This window comes from Proteus sp. G3927 (assembly GCF_963894685.1).
Lineage (GTDB): Bacteria > Pseudomonadota > Gammaproteobacteria > Enterobacterales > Enterobacteriaceae > Proteus > Proteus mirabilis.
In genome coordinates this window covers 55,990-79,993 of the sequence record NZ_CAWQGX010000030.1, presented here as the reverse complement: position 1 = coordinate 79,993, position 24,004 = coordinate 55,990, and the positions used below count along the sequence as shown (strand labels likewise).

The window sequence follows — 24,004 nt, the reverse complement described above, 5'->3', positions numbered from 1 at the left end:
GCGCGACGACTTAACTTAACGTTCCCAGTAAGCTTCTTCTAAGCTATCTTCTTTCTCAGGCAAACCGCGAGTCAAACGTGGTGAGTGTTGGCTTAATACTTGATAGCTTACACGGTTAGCATATTTACACACTTGCGCCAATGAAGAGTAAGTCAAATAACTACGTGGGTGTTTACTCGAATTAGGTACATTAATGCGATGATAACTATTTGCCGTAATATCATGTAATAGTGCAGATAATGCCGCATCGCCAGCACCATTGGTATTCATGATTTTTTCCGGCCCTCCCATATAAGGCTCTATATGCGAATAGACTTTTTCCGGCGTTTGGCAATCTTTAAAACGCATAGCACGACTAAACTCGTAACGATTAAATTCAGCAATTGCACCTGGAAGTAACGGATGAGTGGTTTGGCGTTTAAAATCACTCTCTGTAAAACCTGCCATATACAACCCTGCAGGGCCTGCGGTACATAAGACTAAATCAACCCACTCTAAAGCCGCATCTGATGCTAACAATGGATCAGCATGACCTGTAAGCTCTAAGGCTTCATCTTCATTCATTGCCACTACAGAGACATGCTCTTTTAAGAAATCTCTCCACCACTGAGGATCGTCGGCAATCACGTATTTAGTCCCCAACGTTAAGACAACCGGTACATCATGCTTTTTGGCATATTCTATCGCTTTCATAGTTGCCAACGGCATTGGCTCTCCCGGTTTGCAACGGACGAGATAAGCAGTTAAAACTAATGCCGATGCATCTGCAATCACATCCTCAGGAATACTTTCGGGCTGAAGTTGATTCATTTGGCCAGGACTGATAGCAAAAGTACGTTCACCATTTTCAGTAATGAGGGTAAAGCAACGCCCTATTGCACCATCAACACCTTGTAAATAGTTTAAATCAGTACGGCTTGAGGTATTACATAAGTAGCGATAAGCATAACTACCAATCTGAATATTGTTGCACATAGTCCCCAATAAAACAGAACGATCATCCGCTAATACGGAGTAGTTATGTAGTGTGTTACCAATAGTGCCACCCGCAAATTCATGGGTAATAAGATTATTAACTGTTAATTCGCGATAAAGGGCTTCCGCTACATCATCTTCAATAACCAGAGAGTGTCCCTGACTCAAGTTATAGCGATTGATAAACGCTTCATCTACCTTAGCTTCAATATCAACTAATGTTTGGTCGATGCCAACAATATAAGCCCGAGAAGATTCGCTCTCAGTCATATTGATGATAGGTTTTAATAATGGATCTCGTAAACTAACGGGAAAATAGTGTTTGGATTTTCTTTTGCCAGGGAATTTCATTGTGAACGATGCTACAAGCTAAAAAAGATGCGCAATGTTAACACAATATTAGTGGAGAGACAGTAGGTGTACGTCTGTACACCTACTTTTATTTGTGGATATTTACGCTGTTTTACGGCGATTTCTTGCCATATAGCCCAGTAAAACACCCATTACAGAAAGGATAAAACCAACAAATGCGGCACCGACTAAGATTAATGCACGTTTAGGCGCATCTTTCTTAGTTGGTTCATAAGGTTTTAGCATATATTTGAAAGGAACAAATTGCAGATCACCCAATTTTATTTGTTCTAACTGCTGGATATTATATAAGCGGTTTTTTAATTCAGAACTGACCGTTGTAGGATCAGTAATCGCTTCTGTTATCGCTAATTTGCTACTAAGTGCATCAGCCCCCATGGCAATGGAGTAATCAGGATCATCTTTAATTTGTGCGCCTTCACTAGAAATAGGCTTTTTAACTCCCGCAGCATTGGCAATTTCTAGTGCATATTTTAAGCGCTGAACATTAACATTACGCGCATTAGCAATACGTTCTAAATCCATTTGATACGCTTTTTGCGCATGGTTTAATTTACGCTCAATTTGATCATCAATTTCGTCTTTCACTTCTACCCGTACTTTAGTAGAAATAAAGCGAATATAACCTGACAGCAAATCGTAAGCTTCTTCAGAAGTTGGCGCTGTAAAGCTTAAGTTAATTTCGCCACTAAATTCTTCATCACTATTTTTACTGTCTGATGCTTTTAAATTAATATCTTTAGTAACAATAGTTTCGATTAATTTACGTTTATCCAATGGCGTAGGATCGTCCATCTTAGCCAATAAGTTTTTATAGTAATCCGTATTGACTAAATATTCTTCACGTAATACACGGGAATTGTAGTTATTGATAAATTTTTGGTAAACAGAAGAAGCATTTACGCCAGTATCAACATCAACCAAGCTTAAATCATTTAAGGTTGCTCTTAACTGCTTCATCTCATCTAACATTGGTTTTGTAATAGCAGCTTGGCTTGTCCATTTCTGGGGCAGAAAGCTCGCAACAGTAAAACCTACGATAGCAAATAAAAGTGTGATCCCAATAATGACAAATTTTGATTTATAAAGAACAGAAAATAACTCAAACAGATCGATTTCATCGTTCTGTTTTAGATAAAAATCGTCGAAATGCCCTTTATCAACTTCTGAAGATTGTGGTTTTGAAAGCTTACTATTCATTTTCCTGCCTAAATTTGTGTAATGCAGCGTCCGTTTATCAGCCATTTTAGTGCACAAGACTAAAATGGTTAAAAAATGAGAAAAGATAAGTTTATATATAACTGAAATATGATCAAATGAATATATCACCTAATCCGATAATCGTATTTAGTGAGCTTATCTATTATTTTTCACATATGTCGCGGATTATAGCTTCAAGTAAGTCAATATGCTCAACTTTATCATTCAAAGCAGGAATGTATTCATACTGTTTTCCACCACCATGTATAAAGAACTCACGGTTCTGTTCATTAATTTCTTCTAATGTTTCTAAACAGTCTGATGAAAATCCGGGACAAATAACCTGTACATGTTCAACCCCTTCACTACCCAGTTTTTCCATCGTTTTATCAGTATAAGGTGATAACCAAGGCTCACGGCCAAAACGTGACTGGAAAGTCATCATCACTTTTTCTGCTGGATAATCAAGTTGCTGTTTTAATTTTTCTACTGTAAGGCAACATTCATCAAAATAGATATCCCCAGTTTTAATAAATCGTTCAGGAATGCCATGAAATGAAAGTACTAAACGATCCGGCTTACCATGTTGCTTGAAACTCTCGTCAATGCTATTTGCCAGCGCTTTAATATAAAGTGGATGTTGAGCATAACTACGAACAAAATGCAGTGAAGGAATAGTTCGCATCGTTTTAAACAGTTGGCTAATACCATCAAATACCGCCCCCGATGTCGAACAAGAGTATTGAGGATAGAGAGGTAATACAATTAGCTTTTCAACGCCCTGTACCAATAATCGCGTCAGTCCTTCGTTGAGGGAAGGATTACCGTAACACATACCTAGTTCAACAGGTATATGCGCAAAACGTTGTGCTAACGCTTTTTGCTGTGCACGGCTATAGACTAAAAGAGGAGAGCCGTCTGGCAACCAAATTTGTTGGTATAATTTGGCCACTTTAGGTGAGCGAAATGGCAAAATAACCCCATGAAGAATGGGTTTCCAAATCCACGGGGAAACATCAACAACGCGAGGATCGCTAAGAAACTGAGCTAAATAGCGCTTCACTGCATCTGGTTGAGGTGCATCAGGGGTGCCAAGATTGACCAAAAGAACGCCGTATTTAGCATCATTCATACCAAGACTCCTTAGAGCTGTTTTATTAACATAACCAAAAGTAAAAGAGTAAAGGAAAATAGTGAACTCTGTTTGTCAATTAATCGGATTGTATTCTTTTTATAAATATTTTGTAAAAAAAATCCCGGTCTAACCGGGATTGCTTTTCGGTGCTATAGATTAACCGAGGATGTTTTTCAGTTCAGCATTAATTTCGCTTACTTTCTGTGTACCATCTATTTTGTGGTACTGCGCGTTACCCGCTTTAGCTTCATTTTGGTAATAAGAAACTAAAGGCGCTGTTTGAGAATGATATTCGACTAAACGTTTACGCACTGTTTCTTCTTGGTCATCTTTACGAGTTGTTAACTCTTCACCTGTCACATCGTCACGGTTTTCAACTTTAGGTGGATTAAATTTAATGTGATAAACACGACCTGATGGCGCGTGCACTCGACGGCCAACAATACGTTCAACAATAATTTCATCAGGTACAGCAAATTCCAGTACGAAATCAACATTGATACCCGCTTCTTTCATTGCATCAGCTTGTGGAATTGTTCTTGGGAACCCATCCAACAAGAAACCATTACGGCAATCGTCTTGTTTGATACGCTCTTTCACTAATGCTATTACTAATTCATCAGTCACTAATTGACCGTTATCCATCAATGCTTTTGCTTTCAGTCCTAATTCCGTGCCTGCGCTAACCGCAGCACGTAACATATCACCGGTTGAAATCTGTGGGATACCATAGTTTTCTTTAATGAATTGAGCCTGAGTGCCTTTACCAGCGCCTGGAGCGCCTAGTAGAATGATACGCATCGCGTAAATCCCCTTGCATTTAATTTTTTATAGTTAAACTCGAAAACGCATTACCATACCATTTTGTGAGGTCATCGCTCAAGAAATCACGTTATCGATTGCACTTTATTTTTATCGCAAAAGAAAAAAACCACGCTCTCTTGCGCAAAGAACGTGGTTTAAATGATTGAAAACGAATATGGTTACGCGTTTTTAGCCAATAGTTGATTCACTAAACGAATAAACTGGTTTGGATCTTCTAAAGTTCCTCTTTCAGCAAATAACGCTTGATCAAGTAATAAATTGATCCAGTCCGCGAACTGTGTTTCATCGGTCAACTCAGCCGTTTGTTTGACTAATGGATGGTTAGGGTTTAACTCAAAGTTGTATTTAACTTCGGGGACTTGTTGACCTGCAGCCGCAAAAAGTTTCGCCATTTGCGTACTCATTTCATCCGCGCCAGTAGTAACAATAGCAGGCGTATCCGTTAAACGATGAGTTAATTTCACCTCTTTAACTTTATCACCTAGTAAGGTTTTTACACGCTCAACAAAAGGTGCCAGTTGTTTATCTGTCTCCTCCTGCTGCGCTTGTTTCTCTTCATCAGCCAGTTTATCTAAAGATTCATCTGCTTTGCTCACAGATTGGAATGATTTACCATCGAATTCAGTGAGATAGTTCATCATCCACTCATCAATGCGATCGGATAGCAGTAGAACTTCAATACCTTTTTTACGGAATAATTCTAGATGAGGGCTATTTTTGGCCGCAGCATAGCTATCTGCAGTGATGTAATAGATTTTATCCTGACCTTCAACCATACGACTCACGTAATCTGCCAATGAAACAGTTTGTGCATCGCTGTCATTATGAGTAGAAGCAAAGCGCAGTAATTTAGCAATGGCTTCAATATTAGCGTGATCTTCTGCAGGACCTTCTTTTAACACTAAACCGAACTCTTTCCAGAAAGTTTGATACTCTTCAGGATTATTGTCAGCCAGTTTCTGTAACATTTGTAATGCACGTTTAGTTAATGCGCTACGTAAATTACGTGTCACAGAGCTATCTTGTAAGATCTCACGAGAAACGTTCAATGGTAAATCGTTAGAATCGACTAATCCGCGGATAAAACGCAAATAGTTAGGCATAAACTGTTCAGCTTCGTCCATAATAAAGACGCGCTGTACATACAGTTTTAAACCATGTTGATGTTCACGGTTCCATAAATCCCAAGGTGCTTTAGAAGGAACATACAGCAGGCTGGTGTACTCTTGTTTACCTTCAACCCGGTTATGTGCCCAGCACAGCGGATCAGCAAAATCATGAGAAAGATGCTTATAAAATTCTTTATATTCATCATCACTGATTTCTGACTTATTACGCGTCCATAACGCTTGAGCTTTATTTATTTTTTCCCATGTAACGGTGCCGTCTTCTTCATTTTTAGTTTCTATTTCGACAGGTAGGGAAATATGATCAGAGTATTTGCTGATAATACTACGCAGACGCCAATCATCTAAATATTCGTCTTCACCTTCACGTAGATGCAGGGTAATTTCGGTACCACGATCCGCTTTTTCAATATCAGCAACCGTATAATCACCTTCACCTTGTGACTCCCAGAAAACACCTTTATCAGCAGGTTGCCCCGCGGCACGGGTACGTACCGTCACTTTGTCTGCCACAATAAATGCGGAATAAAAACCGACACCAAACTGACCAATTAATTGGCTATCTTTCGCTTGGTCTTGTCCAATAGACTCTAAAAATGCTTTAGTCCCTGATTTCGCAATAGTCCCTAAATTATCAATCACTTCATCGCGGGTCATACCTATGCCGTTATCACTGATAGTCAGTGTTCTTTTTTCTTTATCAGTGGCAATGCGGACATGAAGTTCACCCTCATTTTCATAAAGAGCTGCATCGGATAATGCACGAAAACGTAACTTATCCGCCGCATCCGATGCATTAGAAATCAATTCGCGAAGGAAAATTTCTTTATTAGAGTAAAGAGAATGGATCATTAATTGTAGAAGTTGCTTAACTTCAGACTGAAATCCTCTCGTTTCCTGATCTTTCATACTCATTTTTACCTCAATTTATCCTAATTTGGCGAAAAAAATCGATATGACTTAAAAGGTGGGGATAGTTAAGCAAGTTTCAAGGGAGCAGAGCTTAATAACATTAATAAAAATACTGAAATGCCATATAAAGAGGAAAAATCAATTACATAACAGCTAGGAATAACCGCCAAGGCAAGCATGATATAAAGCCATTGGCGGTATGTAGATCACCGCGATAAATGGTTATCACCATCATGGGCTAAAATCGCTTGTGCACCTAAATTCGCCTCTTCAATAGCATGTTTTATGGAATCGGCATGAGCAAGCACCACGCCTAAACGACGATGTCCTGCGATTTCAGGTTTAGCAAATAAACGAATTTGTCGATTTGCCTTAAGCGCTTTTTCTAACCCCGTATAGACAATATTAGTACTAGACAACTCAGGTAAAATCACCGCGGAAGCACAAGCACCTAATTGGCGAATACCACCGATGGGATAGCCTAAAAAAGCACGCACATGGAGCGCAAATTCTGATAAATCTTGTGAAATTAAGGTAACAAGCCCTGTATCATGAGGACGCGGTGATACTTCATTAAAAAACACCTCATCACCTTGGATAAATAGTTCCACACCAAATAACCCATAACCGCCCAAATTCTCCACTACTTTACTAGCGATATGTTGTGCTTTGGCAAGGGCAATATCACTCATTTTTTGTGGTTGCCATGACGCACGATAATCGCCTTTTTCTTGCCGATGACCAATAGGCTCGCAAAAATGAATACCATCAATAGCACGAATCGTGAGTAATGTTATCTCAAAATCAAACGGGATCATCTTTTCAACAATCACGCGCCCTTGCCCTGCTCTTCCCCCTTCTTGAGAATAAGTCCATGCACTAGTGAGATCTTGCTCTGAACGAATAACACTTTGTCCTTTTCCAGATGAGCTCATCACCGGTTTTACAATACAAGGAAAACCAATCTCAACCGCCGCTTTTCTAAAAGCCGCTTCATCATCAACAAATTGATAAGGAGAAGTCAGTAAGTGTAATGTTTCTGCAGCGAGACGGCGTATTCCTTCCCTATCCATAGTGAGTTTTACTGCACGGGCACAAGGTACAACTTTTTGACCATTATTTTCTAATTCGACTAATAATGAAGTAGCAATAGCTTCAATTTCAGGCACCAAAAAATCGGGTTTTTCTTGAGTTATAATCTGTTTTAATGCCTCGCTATCAAGCATATTGACGACATAATGGCGATGAGCAACATGCATTGCCGGCGCATTGGCATAGCGATCAACCGCAATAGTCTCAATGCCAAGACGTTGGCATTCAATGATCACCTCTTTACCTAATTCGCCTGCACCTAATAACATCACTTTTGTGGCATTAGTGGTCAGAGCCGTTCCCAAAATGGTCATTTTCGATCCTTATCTCAGTCAGATAATACGCATTACGCAAACGTTTGCATTTAGTGGTAGCATAACGGAATTTAACAAAGAGAAAAATAGCCATAGTAAAATTTAAATACTTTATATTTTTTGGCTATGCTGACCTTTATGAATTTTTAAGGCATTAAGGCGCTTTCTAATCAGCGCAAAAATACAACACAATAGCCCTAACCAAATCAATGAAAAACTTACTCCTTTCACAGCATCAAATGCTTCATGGAATAGGAATACGGCCAGTAAAAACTGCATTGTCGGTTCAATATACTGTGCTAAACCAATAACGGTTAAGGTGGTTCTTTTGATTGCTGCGGTAAAAAACAGTAAAGGGAGAATAGTCACTGGGGCGGTTAAAATATAATAGAAACGAGTTAAATTGTCTGCAGAAGAAAACGCACTTTCATCTCGCATAATCAGCCAAATCATCGCCCCTATAGCGACCGGAATTAGCCACAGAGTTTCAATAAATAATGAAGTTATGACATCAAAACGAATAAATTTACGAATGAGTCCATAAATCGCAAATGCTCCACCCATCACGAGTGCCAGTATGGGTAATTGACCATACATCCATAATTGATATCCCACTCCTGCACAAATTAATATTACCGCCCATTTTTCAGCAGGATTTAATTTCTCTTTAAGAAAGATAACGCCCAATACAATAGAAAAAAGTGGGTTAATAAAATACCCCAGACTGGCGGCTAAGACTTGTTGATGCGTAAGTGCATAAGTAAAGGTGCACCAAGAGACTGCCATTGCTAATGAACTAAATAAACACATAAAAATAGAGCGTCTATCTTGGAGAACAGCACGCCAGCGAGTTCTATTTTTAATAAATAATCGAACCAGTAATAACAGGGGAATAGACCAAATAAGACGTTGTGCAAGTAACTCTAATGGTTGAGCACCGGGTAATAGCCGATAAAAAAGAGGGGTTATTCCCCATAAAATATAGGAGCAAATGGCTAATAACACACCTGACTGAGCCCACATATGACTTTCCACCAATAGCGTTAAAGAGACCTTACTATCATACGCCGAAAACGAATCAAACAATATGATCATATCCGCTACTTATCAGCGTCAAAGTAAGCGATTATCAAAATAAACCACTGAGTAAAACATAAAAAAAATCTCTATAAATAAAGTTGTATAAACCTTATTTATAGAGATCACAAAAAGACCAGAGCAAAGGGGAAAATAGGACTTACAAGCAAATAAACAAATAATCCATTAAAAAATATCTCGTACATGTAACGGCGGTTGTTTACTGACAAATTCACGCAATACTTTTCGGCTCGGTGCTGCAGCAATAGCGCCCTTTTTAGTGGTTGCTAATGCGCCACAGGCCGCGGCTTGCGTAATAATTTTTAATAAATATTGTTCATCATCAGCAAAACCATATTCTGCAACTGCGGCTAATAATCCTGACATAAAGGCATCACCTGCCCCTGTGGTATCAACACAATTGACGGTAAAGGCACTCAAGGCAACTTGTGTTGTAGGCGTCAACACTAAACATCCTTTAGAGCCTTGGGTGATCACTTTTAAACGAGCAGGATAATCAGCTAATTTTTTTAATGCATTTTCTAACGTAATTTCCTGAGTCATCCAAGTCAGCTCATCTTCAGATAATTTCAAAATATCTGCTTTATGAGCATATTCATCGATGATCGCACGCATTTCTTCATGATCACGCCACATTTGGGGACGTAAATTAATATCGAAACTCAGTAAAGAGTCGCTATTTTTTACTTTACTAATAGCACTATCTAGCGTCGAGCGACAAATTGGGTTAACTAAAGCAAGTGAACAAAAATGTAAAATGTCTTTTTCAAATACAGGCAGTGATTTATTGGTAAGAAATTGATCAGCAGAGTCCGCAACTAAAAAAGTAAAATCTCGTTCGCCATTTTCTTGCAACGAAACTAAGACTGTACTGGTACGATGTAACTCATCAAATTCCATTGTGCTGGTGTCTACACCGAGATCAAATAACGTTTTTTGCATAAAGTGACCAAATGCATCTTCACCGACCCGACCAATAAAGCCACTTTGCTGTCCTAATTTTGCAACACCTGCAGCGACATTCACTGGTGCTCCACCAGCACATGCTTCATATTGCATATTTTGCAGTGGAATTAGGTCAACAACCGCATCACCTAAAGACCAGACTTTCATAATCTCTCCTGAAGATAAGCCACTATTTTTATTCACTATATTGTATTTTTATCAGTATTAATAACTAAAAAAATAAAGATATTGCTCGAAAAAACATCCTGATAACGTTAACATAATGGTGTACAATAATAAAGATAAATTCAAACAACACGCTTTTTAACCCTAAATGTTATCGCTAATAAGGGTGACATATAGCTTACAGAATAACTGATAAAATCAGGATAATGAGATGAAGCAACGTTTAGAACAATCGACAACTGCCCTAAATGCCTTACAAAAAAAACGTGGAGAGCAATTTTATCCTCAATTCCATTTAGCCGCTCCTGCGGGATGGCTTAATGATCCTAATGGCCTTGTTTATCATAACGGCTTATATCATGCATTTTATCAACATCATCCTTTTTCTGAACTTTGGGGGCCGATGCATTGGGGACATGCTACCAGCAAAGATATGATCCACTGGCAACATCAGCCAATCGCCCTTGCTCCGGGCAATGAGTATGATAAAAGTGGTTGCTTTTCCGGATCAGCGGTAAGTCATGAAGGTAAATTATACCTCTTTTATACCGGCCATAACTGGTTAGCAGAAGAAGGCGATGACAGCCAAATTTACCAAGCACAATGTGTGGCAGTCAGTGAAGATGGGATCCATTTTGAAAAGAAAGGCATTATTTTACCACCACCACAAGGATATATGCACTTTCGTGATCCAAAGGTTTGGTTTCAAGAAGGGAAATGGTGGATGGTAGTCGGTGCCCGCGATGAAAAAGACCAAGGCCAAGTGCTACTTTTCTCCAATGACACCCTATTTGAAGAAGGGAAACAATGGCGTTCGGAGTACAAGGTATTAGGCAAAACCGATGATAAAAACGTCTACATGTGGGAATGCCCTGACTTTTTTCCTATCAGTGATGATAACGAATTTGCTCTTGTTTTTTCACCACAAGGAAAACGCGCTGAAGGTTATCAATACCGTAATCTGTTTCAAACCGGTGCACTGATCGGTCAGTGGTCACCAAAACAACCTTTTATCATACATGGTCATTTTACTGAGCTTGATAATGGTCATGACTATTATGCTCCACAATCTTTTGTTACTGCTGATGGTCGCCGTGTTTCTATGGGATGGATGGATATGTGGAACTCCCCTATGCCTTCGCAACAGGAGTTTTGGGCTGGTTGTTTCACGCTTCCTCGTGAAATTAACTTTGATAAAAGGGCAAACCGTTTACGTATGACCCCGATAAAAGAAGTTGAAAGTCTCAGACAAACAAGAAATACGATAGAGATGACCACACTCAATAACCAAGCGCTTAAATTACTCGATAAGACACCAGCTATTGAGTTAAATTTAACCTGGTCATTAGATAGCCAAGCGGAAAAATTTGGATTATGGCTAGGAAAAGGTTTAGAGGTATTTGTCGATAATCAATCAAATCGCTTTGTGATCCGTCGCCATTATCCACAATATAATATCAGTGGATCACGTAGCACACCGTTGCCAGTAGGAAGCGAAATTAACTTACGTATATTTATTGATCGCTCATCAATAGAGGTTTTTATCAATCACGGAGAGCTGACCTTTAGTAGCCGTTATTATGCAGATGAAAATGATCGCGATTTATCGCTATTTGCCACAGATGGCAGTGCCACATTAATCGCTGGCGAATATTGGACACTATCAACGATAAGTTAAGCGTTGTGATGTTTCTATACTCTCTAACGGAAAAGAGAGTCTCGTTACAGAGACTCTCGTTCAATTAACTGACAGGGGACTTGTACTGTTTTATTATGATTACGCTCTTGAATAATATGTAATGTTGCTTCTTTGCCTAAGTCATAATGTGGCAACTGTACTGTGGTGAGTGGCGGATAGAATAACTCCCCCGTTCCTATCATATTGTCATAGCCTAATACAGCCACTTGCTCAGGAATACGTAATCCCATCGACAGTAAAACTTGATAAGCCAAAAATGCGATACGATCATTACCACAGATTAAAATATCAAAATCTGCTTTTTGCTGACGACAGTGTTGTTGTAACAATCCAATCACATCACGGTAATGTTCATCGCCAAATAACATTGTGTATTGACGCAATGATGACAAAGGTAAGCCGGCATCTTGCCAAGCATCTTCGACCGCTTTACGGCGAATAGGGCCTGCAACGGTATCTTCGGGTAGATAAAAACATAACGGATGCCGATAACCTTTTTCAATCACGTGTTTTATCGCAAAATATTGTCCGTGATAATCATCAGGAATATAGGTTGGAAAAGTTTGATCTTTAGCTAGGCAGTTGGCAAGTACCACATTTTTATCACGTAGCTTTTCATGTACCGTGATTTCTCGCAATCCCATTGTGGTATAGATGATACCATCTGGACGTTGAGCTAACAGTTGCCAAATGGCTTGATCATACCCCTCTTGTTCAGTGAGGTTTACAACAAATGAACTCCAGCCAAACTGACGAGCGGTACGCTCGATGGATAAAATCATTTCCACGGAAAAAGGGGTCGTTGCGGTATCAATACCAAGCACACCGATCGATGAGACCTTAGTCCCTTGACCTCGAATTTTTCGCGCTGAAAAATCGGGCACATAATTCAGTTCTTCGATTGCACGTTGGACTTGTTTCAACGTATCTGGTTTTAATAACTCAGGGTTATTAATCGCTCTTGAGACTGTCATCAAAGAAACAGATGCAAGTCGAGCAACATCTTTCAGTGACGCCATAATATTGGCTCGATTGGGTTGTTAAGTAAGGTAATTATAAATAATGCTCTATTTTACAATAAGTAAAGAGAGAAATCCACATTCTCAAGACCATACAAATATAAGTATGACAAATTATTTTAGTTAATAAACTAATCAAAAAACAATTATCAATATTAATTATACTCACACTAGATGTTTAATATAGTTAAAAACACTTACGATAAAAAACTTAGTTACAATTAATAACAGTTATATGAACTTCGTTTATAGAAGAAAAATATCTTTAACGATAAAATAGAAATATTGAAACAAAACAAAGTTCTGATATTTTATCTATAATATAATGAAAAAGTATTAATACTTTTTTATTTAATATATCCTTATTATGGCTCCGTTACGTGAATACTACTCTACATAGAAAATTTATAAATTAGTCAAATTTCGTTACTCATTTACTCTTGATTAAGAGAGGAATAAAATTGGGAGCAACATATGGAATCGATAATCCATCTGATCACTTTCGAAGATGACAGCACAAAAGTTCAACTTAAAGCAGTGCTTTCTTCTTTAGCGGCAAATGTGAAAACCTATTCAAATGAACAGGCATTTTTAAAGTACTATTTTTCATCAACTAAAGGGGCTCATAAAGAGTGCATCATAATTAACACTAAAAGTAGTGCATCGCCATCAATTGCGTTGGTAAAAGAGTTAAACAAATTAAAGAATATCATTCCTGTTATAATTATTTCGGGAGATGCATCGATAGAAAGTTGCCGTAACGCATTTAAAGCGGGGGCTTTCGAATATTTAACTCGCCCTTTAAACGTCAATGAGCTTCTTAATATTGTGTCAGAATCTTTTTTACACTATGAAAGTGAGGTTGAGCAATTCAGAACCTATATTTCTTTAAAAGATAAGTTTAGTAAACTATCAAATAGAGAAAAAGAGGTAATGGAGATGATCCTTGACGGTAACACCAGTAAAGAAGCAGCCGAAAAGCTCTCTTTATCACCAAGAACAGTGGAAGTTCATCGTTCGAATATGTATACAAAACTAAAAATAAGATCACTACCACAACTAGTACAAGAATATGATTTCTTTAAAAAATATGACTTAAGAGCCAATTAAATTTAGCCCGTATATCTTCTTTATCATTAGATGATATCCAGCGCTTGTATAACAGCTTAATCGACTTTCGTTTCATTATTATTTATTAATGAGAGTAAACTGTATTGTAAAAATATTCTATTTTTGATGAATAAGTATTGAATATGGAAATAATAAATATACTAAGCTCCATTCTGCAACAGAAGGGAAGGCTATCCTATTTTGACGCCTCCCTTTCATAAGTCATACAAATACTTCAACCCTTAACCTGAACAATTAGTATATTTTATTTTTATAATCGCTATTATTAATAACGCCCTCCCTATTCATTATTAATAATGGCGAAACGATAAAATAAATACTATTTAATTTGACATAAATCATTTTTCACCTCTTACAGACATAACTACTATTGACAATCAATTTCTGATTTACTGTCTTATTTTTTAACTAAAAATATTGCTGATTAAAAAAGAACAAAAAAGGAATCGCTGTCTCTTTTTTATGTCTAGATAAAGTACAGTAATTGTCTAGTGACTTTAAATTAATCTATATTTACCTTATAGAAAAAATAATTAAAATAACAAAAAAAATCATAAACAACCTCATAAAATAGCTGATGGATGTCATAACTCTGGTTCTTTTTAGTCTATTATTTAGAAATTAATTCTCTTTATTGTTGAGCTATTTTAATATATAACAAATTTTTTCTACTCACCCACATCATAATAAGAATATCATTTTAGGAAAAATGATTACGTAAAAACAACTAAACAAAAATAAGTATTAACACCTAAAGAATAAATATTTTTTGTCGATTGAATATTTATCCTAGCTTAATCAATGAGCCTACTTTTTTATTCACTTATAAAATTTATTAGATAATCTTATAATTTGATCTTCATTTTCTTTTTACTTAAACGTATTATGCTAATACCTTGTGTACTCACTAATATTTTTTTGTAAAAAAAATGAATAATGAAGAAAAAAATCGTCGTCCTATAAAAGCAAGACAAACCAACTGGGCAACTCGCTGTAGTCGCTGGCTGCAAAGCAAAGGCGCTACCCCCAATGGGATCTCTTTATTTAGTATCCTATTCGCTGCTATCTCCGGTTTGTTTCTCTACTTTGCTCTCGCTCACTCCCAAGGCCTACTTCAATCAATCCTTCTTATTTTAGGTGCATTAGCTATCCAGGGTAGACTTATCTGTAACCTACTCGATGGTATGGTCGCAGTTGAAGGCGGATTAAAAAGTCCTGCTGGTGCCGTTTATAACGAACTACCAGACCGAATAGCTGATACATTGATTATTATTGGTGTAGGTTATGGTTTATCCATCACTTTTCCTATCGCTATTACCTTAGGCTGGGTAGCTGCTTTCTTTGCGGTAATGACAGCTTATATCCGTGTATTAGGTGGTAGTTGTGGGTTAGAGCAGCGTTTTACGGGGCCAATGGCCAAGCAACATAGAATGGCATTATTAACCGGTATTGCCATTATCTCTGCATTTATTCCCGCTGAATGGGGAGCATGGCTCTGTTTAGTCTCCCTGTGGATCATTATCTTCGGCTCTGTACTTACTACCATTTTGAGAACTCGCCAAATTTTACGCGATTTAACACAAGGAGTTGATGAATGAAAAATGGCAAACTCTCTTTCGATGCAAAAATCATATCATCAGTCTTAGTCTCTATCTGCCGTTTTTTAACCGGGATCAGAGCCAAACAAATATCTCCGATTGAGAAAGATAAACCTTGTATTTATTATGCAAATCACTCAAGTCATCTAGATGGTTTAGTTATTTGGTCTTCACTTGCCCCCCCATATTCGCCCATTTGTGCACCCTGTTGCTGCAGAAGATTATTGGAATAAAAACCGTTTACGTCGTTATCTTTCTCGTCGTATCTTTCGTGCAGTTTTGATCCCACGCCACGCGAATAAAACAAATGTTAGTGAAGGAAATGGTGAAACAACAACTGCACCTCAGAAAGTAAATGCTCTTACACTGATGCAGGCTGTTTTAGATAAAGGTGAATCGCTAATTATTTTTCCTGAAGGGACTAGAGGTAACGGTGAGTCTATTCAGGATTTTAAAGCCGGTCTTTGGCATTTGTCCCGTAACAATCCACAGGCTCAATTAGTCCCTATCTATCTTGAAAACTTAAACCGCGTACTTCCTAAAGGCTCTCGGCTTGTTGTTCCTATCATTTGTAGTGCCACATTTGGCCCGCCTATTGAACCGACACATGAAAATGAAGATAAGACTGAATTTCTATTAAGAGCCAAAAGTGCGTTAGAGGAGTTACATCATGGATAGTATCAACAATGAAATTCTCTGGATCTTTATCGGGCTATTCTCCTTTTTAATTATTGCCAGTATTATTGGTGCGATCCTTGCGGCACTCAAAGGTCCTACCTCAACCATTACCAATCTTAATTCTCGAATTAAAGCTTGGTGGATCATGTGTATCATTTCTGCCGTCGCTATTAGTATTGGAACAATAGGCTCAGTTATCCTCTTCGCCTTAATTTCATGGCTTGCATTACGTGAATTGGTTACATTAACCCCGACTCATCGAGGTGATCACGAAGCACTTTTTTGGTGTTTCTTTGTCGTGCTGCCTATCCAATATATTCTCGTCGGTGTGCAATGGTATAATTTGCTAGCCATCTTTATTCCGGTTTATGCCTTCTTATTAATTCCAACACGTATGGCGCTTTCCGGAGATACTCATCACTTTCTCGAGCGCATGGCAAAAGTGCAATGGAGTGTCATGATAGCTATCTATTGCCTTAGCTACGCTCCAGCATTATTAATGTTACCGATAGAAGGCTTTGAAGGACGTAATATTAACTTATTACTGTTTTTGATGATCGTGGTACAGACTTCTGATGTTTTACAATATGTGTTTGGTAAACTATTTGGCAAACATCCTATCGTACCGAAATTAAGTCCTAATAAAACCATCGAAGGTTTCTTTGGCGGCATTATTTCAGCAAGCCTTATAGGGATGATGTTATGGTGGGCAACACCTTTCACATGGTGGGCTGCTTTTTTACTCTCTTTAGTCATCACACTCGCAGGCTTTGCTGGCGGTTTATGTATGTCAGCCATAAAAAGAGACAGTGGCGTAAAAGATTTCGGTACTATGATTGAAGGCCACGGCGGTATGATGGATAGAATGGATTCCCTGTGCTTTGCCGCCCCTATTTTCTTCCACGTTATTCGCTATTTCTACGTGTAATTCCCTTTTGAATAAATGCTGGTAATCTGCAAAATTATTACCAGCATTTCTATAAATAAATCATCGAGTTATTATCGTCAATGTAATTAATCGCTTGTTTTAACTCAATTAAAAATACCTATATTTAAGCTTTATTTTTATAAATCAACATATTAAATAAGAATAATCCCATACTCGAAATCCGACCACTTCTTTTTTTAACTTATTGTCATAGATCACATTATTACTATCTTTTAATCTAGCGTTTCCTTTTTATTTTTTTGTAGATAATTATGATCACTTGGTTACTTCTTGCTTTATCTTTATTGTTATTAGGGTTCCATCGCAAACTTGCACTTACTACTTTAGCTATAACCACCATTAGCGCATTTATAACAGGTGTTATCACTTGGTATGTACTTCCGGTTATATTGAGCTTAATTTTACTCTCTTATGCATATCGCCATTACAAAACCAATCGTCTTATTGCCACTATTGTTATTCTTGCATTTATCGCCATTATTGTTGGGTTAACTTTTCATTTTATTCCTGGTTTTAATAACTTACGCTACATTAAACATGTTCCATTAGGGCAATATAGCCCCCCTTTCTCTTTTTATTTCAATGCCGATAAAGCATTAATCCCTTTTATTTTAATGATTTTTATTCCTACATTATTTAAAACGGAACCAGTAAAAAAAGCCAATAAATATCAATGGGTTTTACTGGCTATGGCGATCCCCGCACTGTTATTATTCGCAATGGCATTGGGTGGACTCACTATTGAATTACATTTGCCACAATGGCTACCCGCCTTTATGTTAGCAAATATTTTCTTTGTCTCTCTTGCTGAAGAAGCACTATTTAGAGGAGCCATACAGCAAAGTCTATCTCGCTATTTATCTCCCTATCTTGCGCTATTTATTACCGCTATTTTATTTGGGTTAGTCCATTTTGCCGGAGGAATATTACTCATTATCTTCGCCTCATTGGCAGGTATTATTTATGGCTTAGCGTGGATGTGGAGCGGTAGGCTTTGGGTTGCTACACTCTTTCATTTTGCACTGAATCTCACTCACCTGCTCTTTTTCACTTACCCTTTTAAAATCGCGTAAGTGCTATATTATTCTGCTGTATTTTAAGTTTTAGTCTTTCCGTCTCTTTACTCGTTTAATACTAATACGAGTAAAGAGGATGGGTGAAACGTGAAAGCAGTCACACTATTAACTTATCGATCATCTTAATTTTCCCATCATTAGCTGAAATTTTTTGTTAGTATGCCCTTTATCGCTTATCTATAAATAACAAAAATTTTATACAACATATAATAACAAATAAGCCAAAATAACAGCGATTGACAGCATAAAAAATACCCACTATTGCATTGTGATAGGTATCCATCACACAAAAATAGATTATTTTTACCATACACATTATGTGACTTTTACCTCTTTCACCATCAGGAAAAAGAATATGTTAGATCAAGAGATGATCCGTACTTTTATTCAAGTAGCAGATTGCCAAAGCTTTACTAAAGCGGCGGAGATGTTACACAAAACATCTGCGGCCATCAGCTATCGGATCAAAACCCTAGAAGAGAATATTGGTACACAGTTGTTTAATCGTACGACAAGAACCGTCACATTAACGCCGGCAGGAGAATATTTATTAGAGAAATGTCGCCAGTGGATTGTTTGGCTTGAATCAATGCCTATCGAGCTACAGCAGATGAATGCGGGAGTTGAGCACCAAGTTAATATTGTTATTAATAACTTACTCTATGATCGTACCGCCGTGGCCAGTATGTTAGCCTGCCTGCACCAGCGTTTTCCTTCTACCCAATTTCATATTACTCGACAAGTTTATATGGGAGTATGGGACGCGTTAATTAATGAAGATTACCATTTTGCCATTGGTGTCACAGGTAATGAATCACTGAAAAATAATATTAATATTTGTGCTATGGGGGAAATTCAATGGCAATTTGTCGTGGCACCAAATCATCCATTAGCCAATGTTAGTGGGGTATTAAGTGATGATCAAATGCGGATATACTCTGCCGTCAATGTTGAAGATACTTCACGCCATCTTTCCAAACGCACCGCTTGGCGTCTATCTGGACAACATGAAATTAAGGTGCCTGATTTACATACTAAACTAGCATGTCATTTAAAAGGTGTCGGGATCGGTTTTTTACCATTAAGTCTATGTAAGCCACTGATTGATAGTGGACAACTTATTGCAAAGGAAGTGAAAAATCGTCGCCATAATTCTCCCCTATCACTAGCTTGGTGCGAAGATAAAAAAGGTGCCGTTGTCAGCTATCTGGTTGATTTGTTCCGACAAGGGCATCCCAGTGTGCAATCTTTTTACGATCCCCTTAACTAAAAAAGGCAAACCGAAGTTTGCCCTTGTTGATAACATTAAACTTAATGCGTTAGTTGGTCGCTGTGGCGTCAGGATTTTCTTTAATAAATAAGCTTGCCACAATACCTATGCAAATCAGGATAGCAGCAAAATAGAAGCCGGAATCCATACTTCCTGTTTTATCTGATAAAAAACCCGTTAATGTAGGGGCAAATACTGAACCTAGCATACCAATACAGTTATACACACCAAAAGATGTCCCTAATGCATGGCGTGGTGAATTATCTGCCACTACCGCCACTAATACTGGATTAGTACTAATTTTCCCTACGATCCCGTATAAGATCAGTGCACCAATCAGTACCGGCATAGAATCTGACATAGGTACAGCAAGAATAGCCACCAAAGACAACGGTAACATAATTAATAGCACAGGCTTACGACGGCCTAATTTATCAGAGAACCAGCTAAATAAGAGTGAGCCAGGAATAGCAAACCAAGGCATGAGTGATGCAATGGTAGAGATCTGTGTTCCTGTAATACCACGCTCGGTTTCAAGATAATAGGGTAACCAAGTGACTAAAACAAAGAACCCATAGATTGAACAGAAGATAGTAATATAAGCAAGGTTAATATTACGGTTACCAAATAAATCTTTAAACGTCAGTTTTGTTTTCTGTTTTGGTGCATTAGGAGCCGTATCCGTAGCTTTCGTTTTAGGTTTATCTTTTATTATCCATAACATCATCAAACCAATGATAATAATAGGTACCCCAATAATATAGAATGGTGCACGCCAGCTCATCCCCATCTCACCGACAGAAATACTAGAGATGTAGTAACCGATGGATAAACCAAACGCCATACCACTATTGATAATGGCACTACCTAGCGTAATACGATGTTTTGGAATAGCTTCTGAAGATAAACCATATTGTGGACCATAATAGAATCCTTGGAATACCCCGACCATCACCCATGCAAACATAAAGGTGACATAAGTTGGCATCATCCCTGCGATAATGGTAAATCCACCAAAGAGCACAACACCCGTGACTAAGACTTTTTTCTTACCTAAATAGTCACCAATTATGCCTGATGGAATGTTCAGTGCTGTATAACCAATAAAGAAAATACTCATAATTGAGCCAAGTTGCGCTTTGGTAAGATCAAACTCAGCACCAATATTCACCATTAAAGGACCGACAATGGCACGGCTACCATACAGTGCAATCCAACCAAAAAAGAAAATAATCGTCAGCTTGACCCAATAAGGGACTTTGCCTTTACTCTCATTCACTTGTGCATCGTTCATAATGACGCTCCTGACAGAATGTTATTAAGACTTATAAATTAAAGTGCCAGACTGACCTTCAATAACCTGTTGAATGTTTTGTAATGCGCCAATATGAGCTTGTTGTCCTGTGGCATTTACAAAATCACTGACAGCCATGATTTTTGGTCCCATTGCGCCATCAGCGACTGCCATTGGTGCAAGTTCTTCTGGTGTTGCTTCACGAATAGCAGCTTGTTCTGGTGTTCCCCAATTTTTATAAATGGCATCAGCCTCTGTTAAAATAACAAAGTGCTCTGCATTTAACTCACGAGAAATTAAAGCTGCAGTTAAATCTTTATCTATAACGGCTTCACTACCAATAAATTCATTATTTATATTATTAACGGGAATACCTCCTCCACCGCCACAAATAACAATATGACCTTTATCTAATAAAAGCTTTACTGCCTCTATATCAATTATTTTTTGAGGTGCTGGTGAAGGTACGACACGGCGATAATATTGCCCATCTTTTTTAAATGTCCATTGATATTTATTTATTAATTCTTCTTTTTCTGCTTCCTCATAAATAGGACCAATAAATTTACTCGGCTCTCTAAAAGCCTCATCATTAATATCAACAGAAACACGAGTCATTACTGTAGTAATTGCTTGCGTAGGATTATTTTGATTGATTTTCTGCATCATCATATAACCAATCATCCCCTGGCTTTCCGCGACCAAGATATCCAACGGATAGGCTGGAACCGCTTGATAAGCAAGATTTTGTAATGCTAACAACCCAACCTGAGGCCCATTACCATGTACTAAAACAACACGGTACTCTTGCGCTAATTTATTAATTGTCTCTGACATTAATTCAATATTTTTATATTGATTTTCAGCAGATAAAACTTCGCCACGCTGTAATAATGCATTTCCGCCTAAAGCAATAACAATTGTTTTCATAATTATCCGTTTCCGAACGTTTATAATTTCTTTTTAATAAAAAAGATTAATCTATACGCTGTTGTTGTTTAATTTGATAACCAATCCATAATCCCAGTAAAGTATCTGCACCGGAATGATGACCGATAGAGAGTATTTCCAACATATCTTTAAAAATAATCTCTTTATTTTTTATTTTTTTACTTAGTTGAATAAGATAGGTAGAAAATATTCCCCGTGTGGCGTATTCCAAATAATGTTGACTCACTATCGTAGTTAATGACGATAATGGTGGTGTTTCATTAAAAAAATGTTCAATCGATTTTTCTGGCTGTGCTAAATAATGCGCAAATAACATTCCCACCAGCATATCATCTGAACTCGGTGTTAACCCTGGACCTTTACCAATAAACATCGCCCAATTAACCGCTTTTCCAGACAATTGATGATAAAATAACTTTGTTAATAACTTAATTTCATCAAGTCGGGCGATTTGACGATAGTTTTTTAATGGCCCATAGAGTCCAGTCGCTATCACCGGAGATAATAGAGAAAAAAAACTCTCTAACCATCGTAAATCTAATGTCGCTTTATCTTGTAAACGCAAATTTTCACTATCACCGGCAATCAATGTCATATTATCTGCGATTGCGATTTGATTGTTTTTCATCCGCATTTTCAAAGCGGGATGACACTGCTTAGCCAGAGAATCAAAATCGGCTTGTTTCAGTAGCCACCCCATCGGGCTTAATCCTCTTCCTTGACGATGAAAAGTGATTAAGCGTTGCTGAGGGCAAATAAAATTCAAAGCATGTTCATAAATGCCGACACATTTAAACTCACCTTCAAAAGCAAAGATATGCTGACTGGTTTGAAGTGCTTGAATTTGCATATTGCCCCCTGACGACCGTGTTATTACAAAACGTGATTAAGCTTCAATGCCTAATTCTTCTGCTAATGCCACTATCGCTTTTTCAAAACAGCCTAAAGGTGCACGTACCGTTCCTGCGCCAATTTGCCCAACCCCCGGCTCTTTATGAGCAATACCCGTATTAATTAGCGGTGTAATACCCGTTTCAACAACTCGACGAGCATCTAAACCTAAACACGCACCTTGGAAATCCCAAGTCGGTATTTGTAGCATCATATTACGAGCAAGGTAGATTTCAGCCATCTCTTCTGTCACTTCACGTGCTGCATCCATACCACCCGATGCCCCGACAAAGCGGGTTACTCCCGAAGCTGCAACCATTGCTGCACCACCAATACCGAAAGTTTCTGTAATAGCACTATCACCAATATCAGGGTTGGCATCTGCTTGGCTAAAACCAGAGAAGAATAATCCCTGTGGCGTATTAACAGGTGCTGTAAACCATTGATCACCCATACCACTTATTTTGATGCCAAAATTACTACCATTACGCGTCATTACCGTCACAATCGTACCTTGCTTAATTTGTGCTCCTGCGTCCATCGCCGCTTTACAATAAGCCATGGCTAAATTAAGGAAGAATTGGTCAGTAATACTGAGGAATTTGGTCACTTTGGTTATCTCAGCCGCATCTAAATCCAATGTGCTAAGAATTGGCGCCAGCTCTCGTAACAATAGTGCAGAAGCTGCAATATTACGTTGGTGGAATTCATCTCCCATCGTAATGGCTTGACCCATAATTGCCGTAAGGTCTATCCCATTCTCAATGGTGGCTAAAGCTGCTTTTAATACTGGAGCTAAGCTATTACGCATCCAATGCAAACGTTCTTGTACATCAGGACCATAAGCACCAAAACGCATCACTTTACCAATACCTTCGTTCATATTGCAGTAAGCATAGTTACCGTGAACATGGTTTTTAATCACTAGCATTGGCATATGAGCAGAAGTAATACCGCCCATCGGCCCTACGGCATTGACATTATGGCAAGGAATAAACTCAATCTCTCCCGCCTCTAACATAGCCAAGGCTTGTGCTTCATTTTCAGCCCAACCTTCAAATAAGCTAGCACCAATACAGGCGCCACGGACAGGGCCACTCATTTCTTGCCAAGTTACAGGAGGTCCTGCATGCAGTAATTTTTTTCCTGTTGCTAAAGTTGGTACTACTTCTTTTGCTAAACTCACATCACACCAGTGAGGACGGGCTTCACGGATACGTTCGATAACTGCTTCATTCGCTTGTTCGATAGTTGAGTACATATCTGC

General features: G+C 38.1%; 19 protein-coding genes and 1 pseudogene. 7 read left to right on the top strand and 13 right to left on the bottom strand.

The window, feature by feature from the left end:
• Window positions 1-15: 15 nt before the first annotated feature.
• The 8 genes from AACV00_RS13560 to AACV00_RS13525 form a co-directional block, all read right to left on the bottom strand.
• Complete coding sequence (locus AACV00_RS13560) at window positions 16-1,326, bottom strand: inosine/guanosine kinase (RefSeq protein WP_004244274.1); 1,311 nt, start codon at window positions 1,324-1,326, stop codon at window positions 16-18.
• 102 nt (window positions 1,327-1,428) lie between these two features.
• Window positions 1,429-2,547: an LPS O-antigen length regulator Wzz(fepE) gene (wzz(fepE), locus tag AACV00_RS13555; RefSeq protein ID WP_004248652.1), complete on the bottom strand. Its 1,119-nt coding sequence runs from the start codon at window positions 2,545-2,547 to the stop codon at window positions 1,429-1,431.
• A gap of 163 nt (window positions 2,548-2,710) precedes the next feature.
• Window positions 2,711-3,679: a ferrochelatase gene (gene hemH, locus AACV00_RS13550; RefSeq protein ID WP_004248653.1), complete on the bottom strand. Its 969-nt coding sequence runs from the start codon at window positions 3,677-3,679 to the stop codon at window positions 2,711-2,713.
• A gap of 159 nt (window positions 3,680-3,838) precedes the next feature.
• On the bottom strand, window positions 3,839-4,483 hold the full coding sequence (gene adk / locus AACV00_RS13545; protein ID WP_036895518.1) for an adenylate kinase: 645 nt from the start codon (window positions 4,481-4,483) through the stop codon (window positions 3,839-3,841).
• Between the two features lie 182 nt (window positions 4,484-4,665).
• Window positions 4,666-6,549: a molecular chaperone HtpG gene (gene htpG / locus AACV00_RS13540; RefSeq protein WP_004244279.1), complete on the bottom strand. Its 1,884-nt coding sequence runs from the start codon at window positions 6,547-6,549 to the stop codon at window positions 4,666-4,668.
• A 203-nt stretch (window positions 6,550-6,752) separates the two neighbouring features.
• Window positions 6,753-7,952 (bottom strand): formate-dependent phosphoribosylglycinamide formyltransferase, encoded by a 1,200-nt coding sequence (purT, locus tag AACV00_RS13535; RefSeq protein WP_012368277.1) that lies wholly within the window; start codon window positions 7,950-7,952, stop codon window positions 6,753-6,755.
• 111 nt (window positions 7,953-8,063) lie between these two features.
• Window positions 8,064-8,975, bottom strand: coding sequence for an EamA family transporter RarD (gene rarD, locus AACV00_RS13530; protein WP_004248658.1), 912 nt, complete (start codon window positions 8,973-8,975; stop codon window positions 8,064-8,066).
• Between the two features lie 240 nt (window positions 8,976-9,215).
• The gene (locus AACV00_RS13525; RefSeq protein WP_004244286.1) at window positions 9,216-10,163 is read right to left on the bottom strand and encodes an aminoimidazole riboside kinase; all 948 of its coding nucleotides are present in this window, start codon (window positions 10,161-10,163) and stop codon (window positions 9,216-9,218) included.
• Window positions 10,164-10,392: 229 nt separating this feature from the next.
• Between AACV00_RS13525 and AACV00_RS13520 the strand changes: the two genes are divergently transcribed.
• Window positions 10,393-11,859 (top strand): glycoside hydrolase family 32 protein, encoded by a 1,467-nt coding sequence (locus tag AACV00_RS13520; RefSeq protein WP_004248659.1) that lies wholly within the window; start codon window positions 10,393-10,395, stop codon window positions 11,857-11,859.
• Between the two features lie 44 nt (window positions 11,860-11,903).
• On the opposite strand, the gene AACV00_RS13515 is transcribed toward AACV00_RS13520, so the two are convergent.
• The gene (locus tag AACV00_RS13515; RefSeq protein WP_004244288.1) at window positions 11,904-12,899 is read right to left on the bottom strand and encodes a LacI family DNA-binding transcriptional regulator; all 996 of its coding nucleotides are present in this window, start codon (window positions 12,897-12,899) and stop codon (window positions 11,904-11,906) included.
• A 474-nt stretch (window positions 12,900-13,373) separates the two neighbouring features.
• On the opposite strand from AACV00_RS13515, the gene AACV00_RS13510 reads away from it, so the two are divergent.
• The 6 genes and pseudogenes from AACV00_RS13510 to allS all read left to right on the top strand — a co-directional run bounded on the left by AACV00_RS13510 (window position 13,374) and on the right by allS (window position 19,601).
• Window positions 13,374-14,009 carry a response regulator transcription factor gene (locus AACV00_RS13510; protein ID WP_004244289.1) on the top strand — a complete coding sequence of 212 codons (636 nt, stop codon included), beginning with the start codon at window positions 13,374-13,376 and terminating at the stop codon, window positions 14,007-14,009.
• Between the two features lie 950 nt (window positions 14,010-14,959).
• Window positions 14,960-15,628, top strand: a complete 669-nt coding sequence (locus tag AACV00_RS13505) for a CDP-alcohol phosphatidyltransferase family protein (RefSeq protein ID WP_004244291.1) — start codon at window positions 14,960-14,962, stop codon at window positions 15,626-15,628.
• Window positions 15,625-16,306: pseudogene (locus AACV00_RS13500) on the top strand (lysophospholipid acyltransferase family protein). The gene AACV00_RS13505 and the pseudogene AACV00_RS13500 overlap by 4 nt, the downstream one beginning before the upstream one ends.
• On the top strand, window positions 16,299-17,234 hold the full coding sequence (locus AACV00_RS13495) for a phosphatidate cytidylyltransferase (protein ID WP_004244293.1): 936 nt from the start codon (window positions 16,299-16,301) through the stop codon (window positions 17,232-17,234). Before AACV00_RS13500 ends, AACV00_RS13495 begins: the two are co-directional and overlap by 8 nt.
• 272 nt (window positions 17,235-17,506) lie before the next feature.
• On the top strand, window positions 17,507-18,328 hold the full coding sequence (locus tag AACV00_RS13490) for a CPBP family intramembrane glutamic endopeptidase (RefSeq protein WP_049198921.1): 822 nt from the start codon (window positions 17,507-17,509) through the stop codon (window positions 18,326-18,328).
• Between the two features lie 358 nt (window positions 18,329-18,686).
• Window positions 18,687-19,601 carry an HTH-type transcriptional activator AllS gene (gene allS, locus AACV00_RS13485; protein WP_004244295.1) on the top strand — a complete coding sequence of 305 codons (915 nt, stop codon included), beginning with the start codon at window positions 18,687-18,689 and terminating at the stop codon, window positions 19,599-19,601.
• 49 nt (window positions 19,602-19,650) lie between these two features.
• Here the strand turns inward: allS and AACV00_RS13480 are convergent, their stop codons facing one another.
• Genes AACV00_RS13480 through AACV00_RS13465 form a run of 4 tightly spaced genes read right to left on the bottom strand, consistent with a single transcriptional unit; the run spans window position 19,651 to window position 23,998 of the window.
• The gene (locus AACV00_RS13480) at window positions 19,651-20,895 is read right to left on the bottom strand and encodes an MFS transporter (RefSeq protein WP_004244297.1); all 1,245 of its coding nucleotides are present in this window, start codon (window positions 20,893-20,895) and stop codon (window positions 19,651-19,653) included.
• Between the two features lie 24 nt (window positions 20,896-20,919).
• On the bottom strand, window positions 20,920-21,825 hold the full coding sequence (locus tag AACV00_RS13475) for a carbamate kinase (protein WP_004244298.1): 906 nt from the start codon (window positions 21,823-21,825) through the stop codon (window positions 20,920-20,922).
• 46 nt (window positions 21,826-21,871) lie between these two features.
• Window positions 21,872-22,696: a DUF2877 domain-containing protein gene (locus tag AACV00_RS13470; RefSeq protein WP_161680373.1), complete on the bottom strand. Its 825-nt coding sequence runs from the start codon at window positions 22,694-22,696 to the stop codon at window positions 21,872-21,874.
• A gap of 36 nt (window positions 22,697-22,732) precedes the next feature.
• The gene (locus tag AACV00_RS13465) at window positions 22,733-23,998 is read right to left on the bottom strand and encodes a YlbE family protein (protein ID WP_161680371.1); all 1,266 of its coding nucleotides are present in this window, start codon (window positions 23,996-23,998) and stop codon (window positions 22,733-22,735) included.
• Between the last annotated feature and the right edge of the window lie 6 nt (window positions 23,999-24,004).

Excerpts from the sequence above, each read along its gene's own strand:
- AACV00_RS13560 (WP_004244274.1), bottom strand. The coding sequence starts at position 1,326 with ATGAAATTCCCTGGCAAAAGAAAATCCAAACACTATTTTCCCGTTAGT.
- hemH (WP_004248653.1), bottom strand. The coding sequence starts at position 3,679 with ATGAATGATGCTAAATACGGCGTTCTTTTGGTCAATCTTGGCACCCCT.
- adk (WP_036895518.1), bottom strand. The coding sequence starts at position 4,483 with ATGCGTATCATTCTACTAGGCGCTCCAGGCGCTGGTAAAGGCACTCAG.
- htpG (WP_004244279.1), bottom strand. The coding sequence starts at position 6,549 with ATGAGTATGAAAGATCAGGAAACGAGAGGATTTCAGTCTGAAGTTAAG.
- purT (WP_012368277.1), bottom strand. The coding sequence starts at position 7,952 with ATGACCATTTTGGGAACGGCTCTGACCACTAATGCCACAAAAGTGATG.
- rarD (WP_004248658.1), bottom strand. The coding sequence starts at position 8,975 with ATGTGGGCTCAGTCAGGTGTGTTATTAGCCATTTGCTCCTATATTTTA.
- AACV00_RS13525 (WP_004244286.1), bottom strand. The coding sequence starts at position 10,163 with ATGAAAGTCTGGTCTTTAGGTGATGCGGTTGTTGACCTAATTCCACTG.
- AACV00_RS13520 (WP_004248659.1), top strand. The coding sequence starts at position 10,393 with ATGAAGCAACGTTTAGAACAATCGACAACTGCCCTAAATGCCTTACAA.
- AACV00_RS13515 (WP_004244288.1), bottom strand. The coding sequence starts at position 12,899 with ATGGCGTCACTGAAAGATGTTGCTCGACTTGCATCTGTTTCTTTGATG.
- AACV00_RS13510 (WP_004244289.1), top strand. The coding sequence starts at position 13,374 with ATGGAATCGATAATCCATCTGATCACTTTCGAAGATGACAGCACAAAA.
- AACV00_RS13505 (WP_004244291.1), top strand. The coding sequence starts at position 14,960 with ATGAATAATGAAGAAAAAAATCGTCGTCCTATAAAAGCAAGACAAACC.
- AACV00_RS13495 (WP_004244293.1), top strand. The coding sequence starts at position 16,299 with ATGGATAGTATCAACAATGAAATTCTCTGGATCTTTATCGGGCTATTC.
- AACV00_RS13490 (WP_049198921.1), top strand. The coding sequence starts at position 17,507 with ATGATCACTTGGTTACTTCTTGCTTTATCTTTATTGTTATTAGGGTTC.
- allS (WP_004244295.1), top strand. The coding sequence starts at position 18,687 with ATGTTAGATCAAGAGATGATCCGTACTTTTATTCAAGTAGCAGATTGC.
- AACV00_RS13480 (WP_004244297.1), bottom strand. The coding sequence starts at position 20,895 with ATGAACGATGCACAAGTGAATGAGAGTAAAGGCAAAGTCCCTTATTGG.
- AACV00_RS13475 (WP_004244298.1), bottom strand. The coding sequence starts at position 21,825 with ATGAAAACAATTGTTATTGCTTTAGGCGGAAATGCATTATTACAGCGT.
- AACV00_RS13470 (WP_161680373.1), bottom strand. The coding sequence starts at position 22,696 with ATGCAAATTCAAGCACTTCAAACCAGTCAGCATATCTTTGCTTTTGAA.
- AACV00_RS13465 (WP_161680371.1), bottom strand. The coding sequence starts at position 23,998 with ATGTACTCAACTATCGAACAAGCGAATGAAGCAGTTATCGAACGTATC.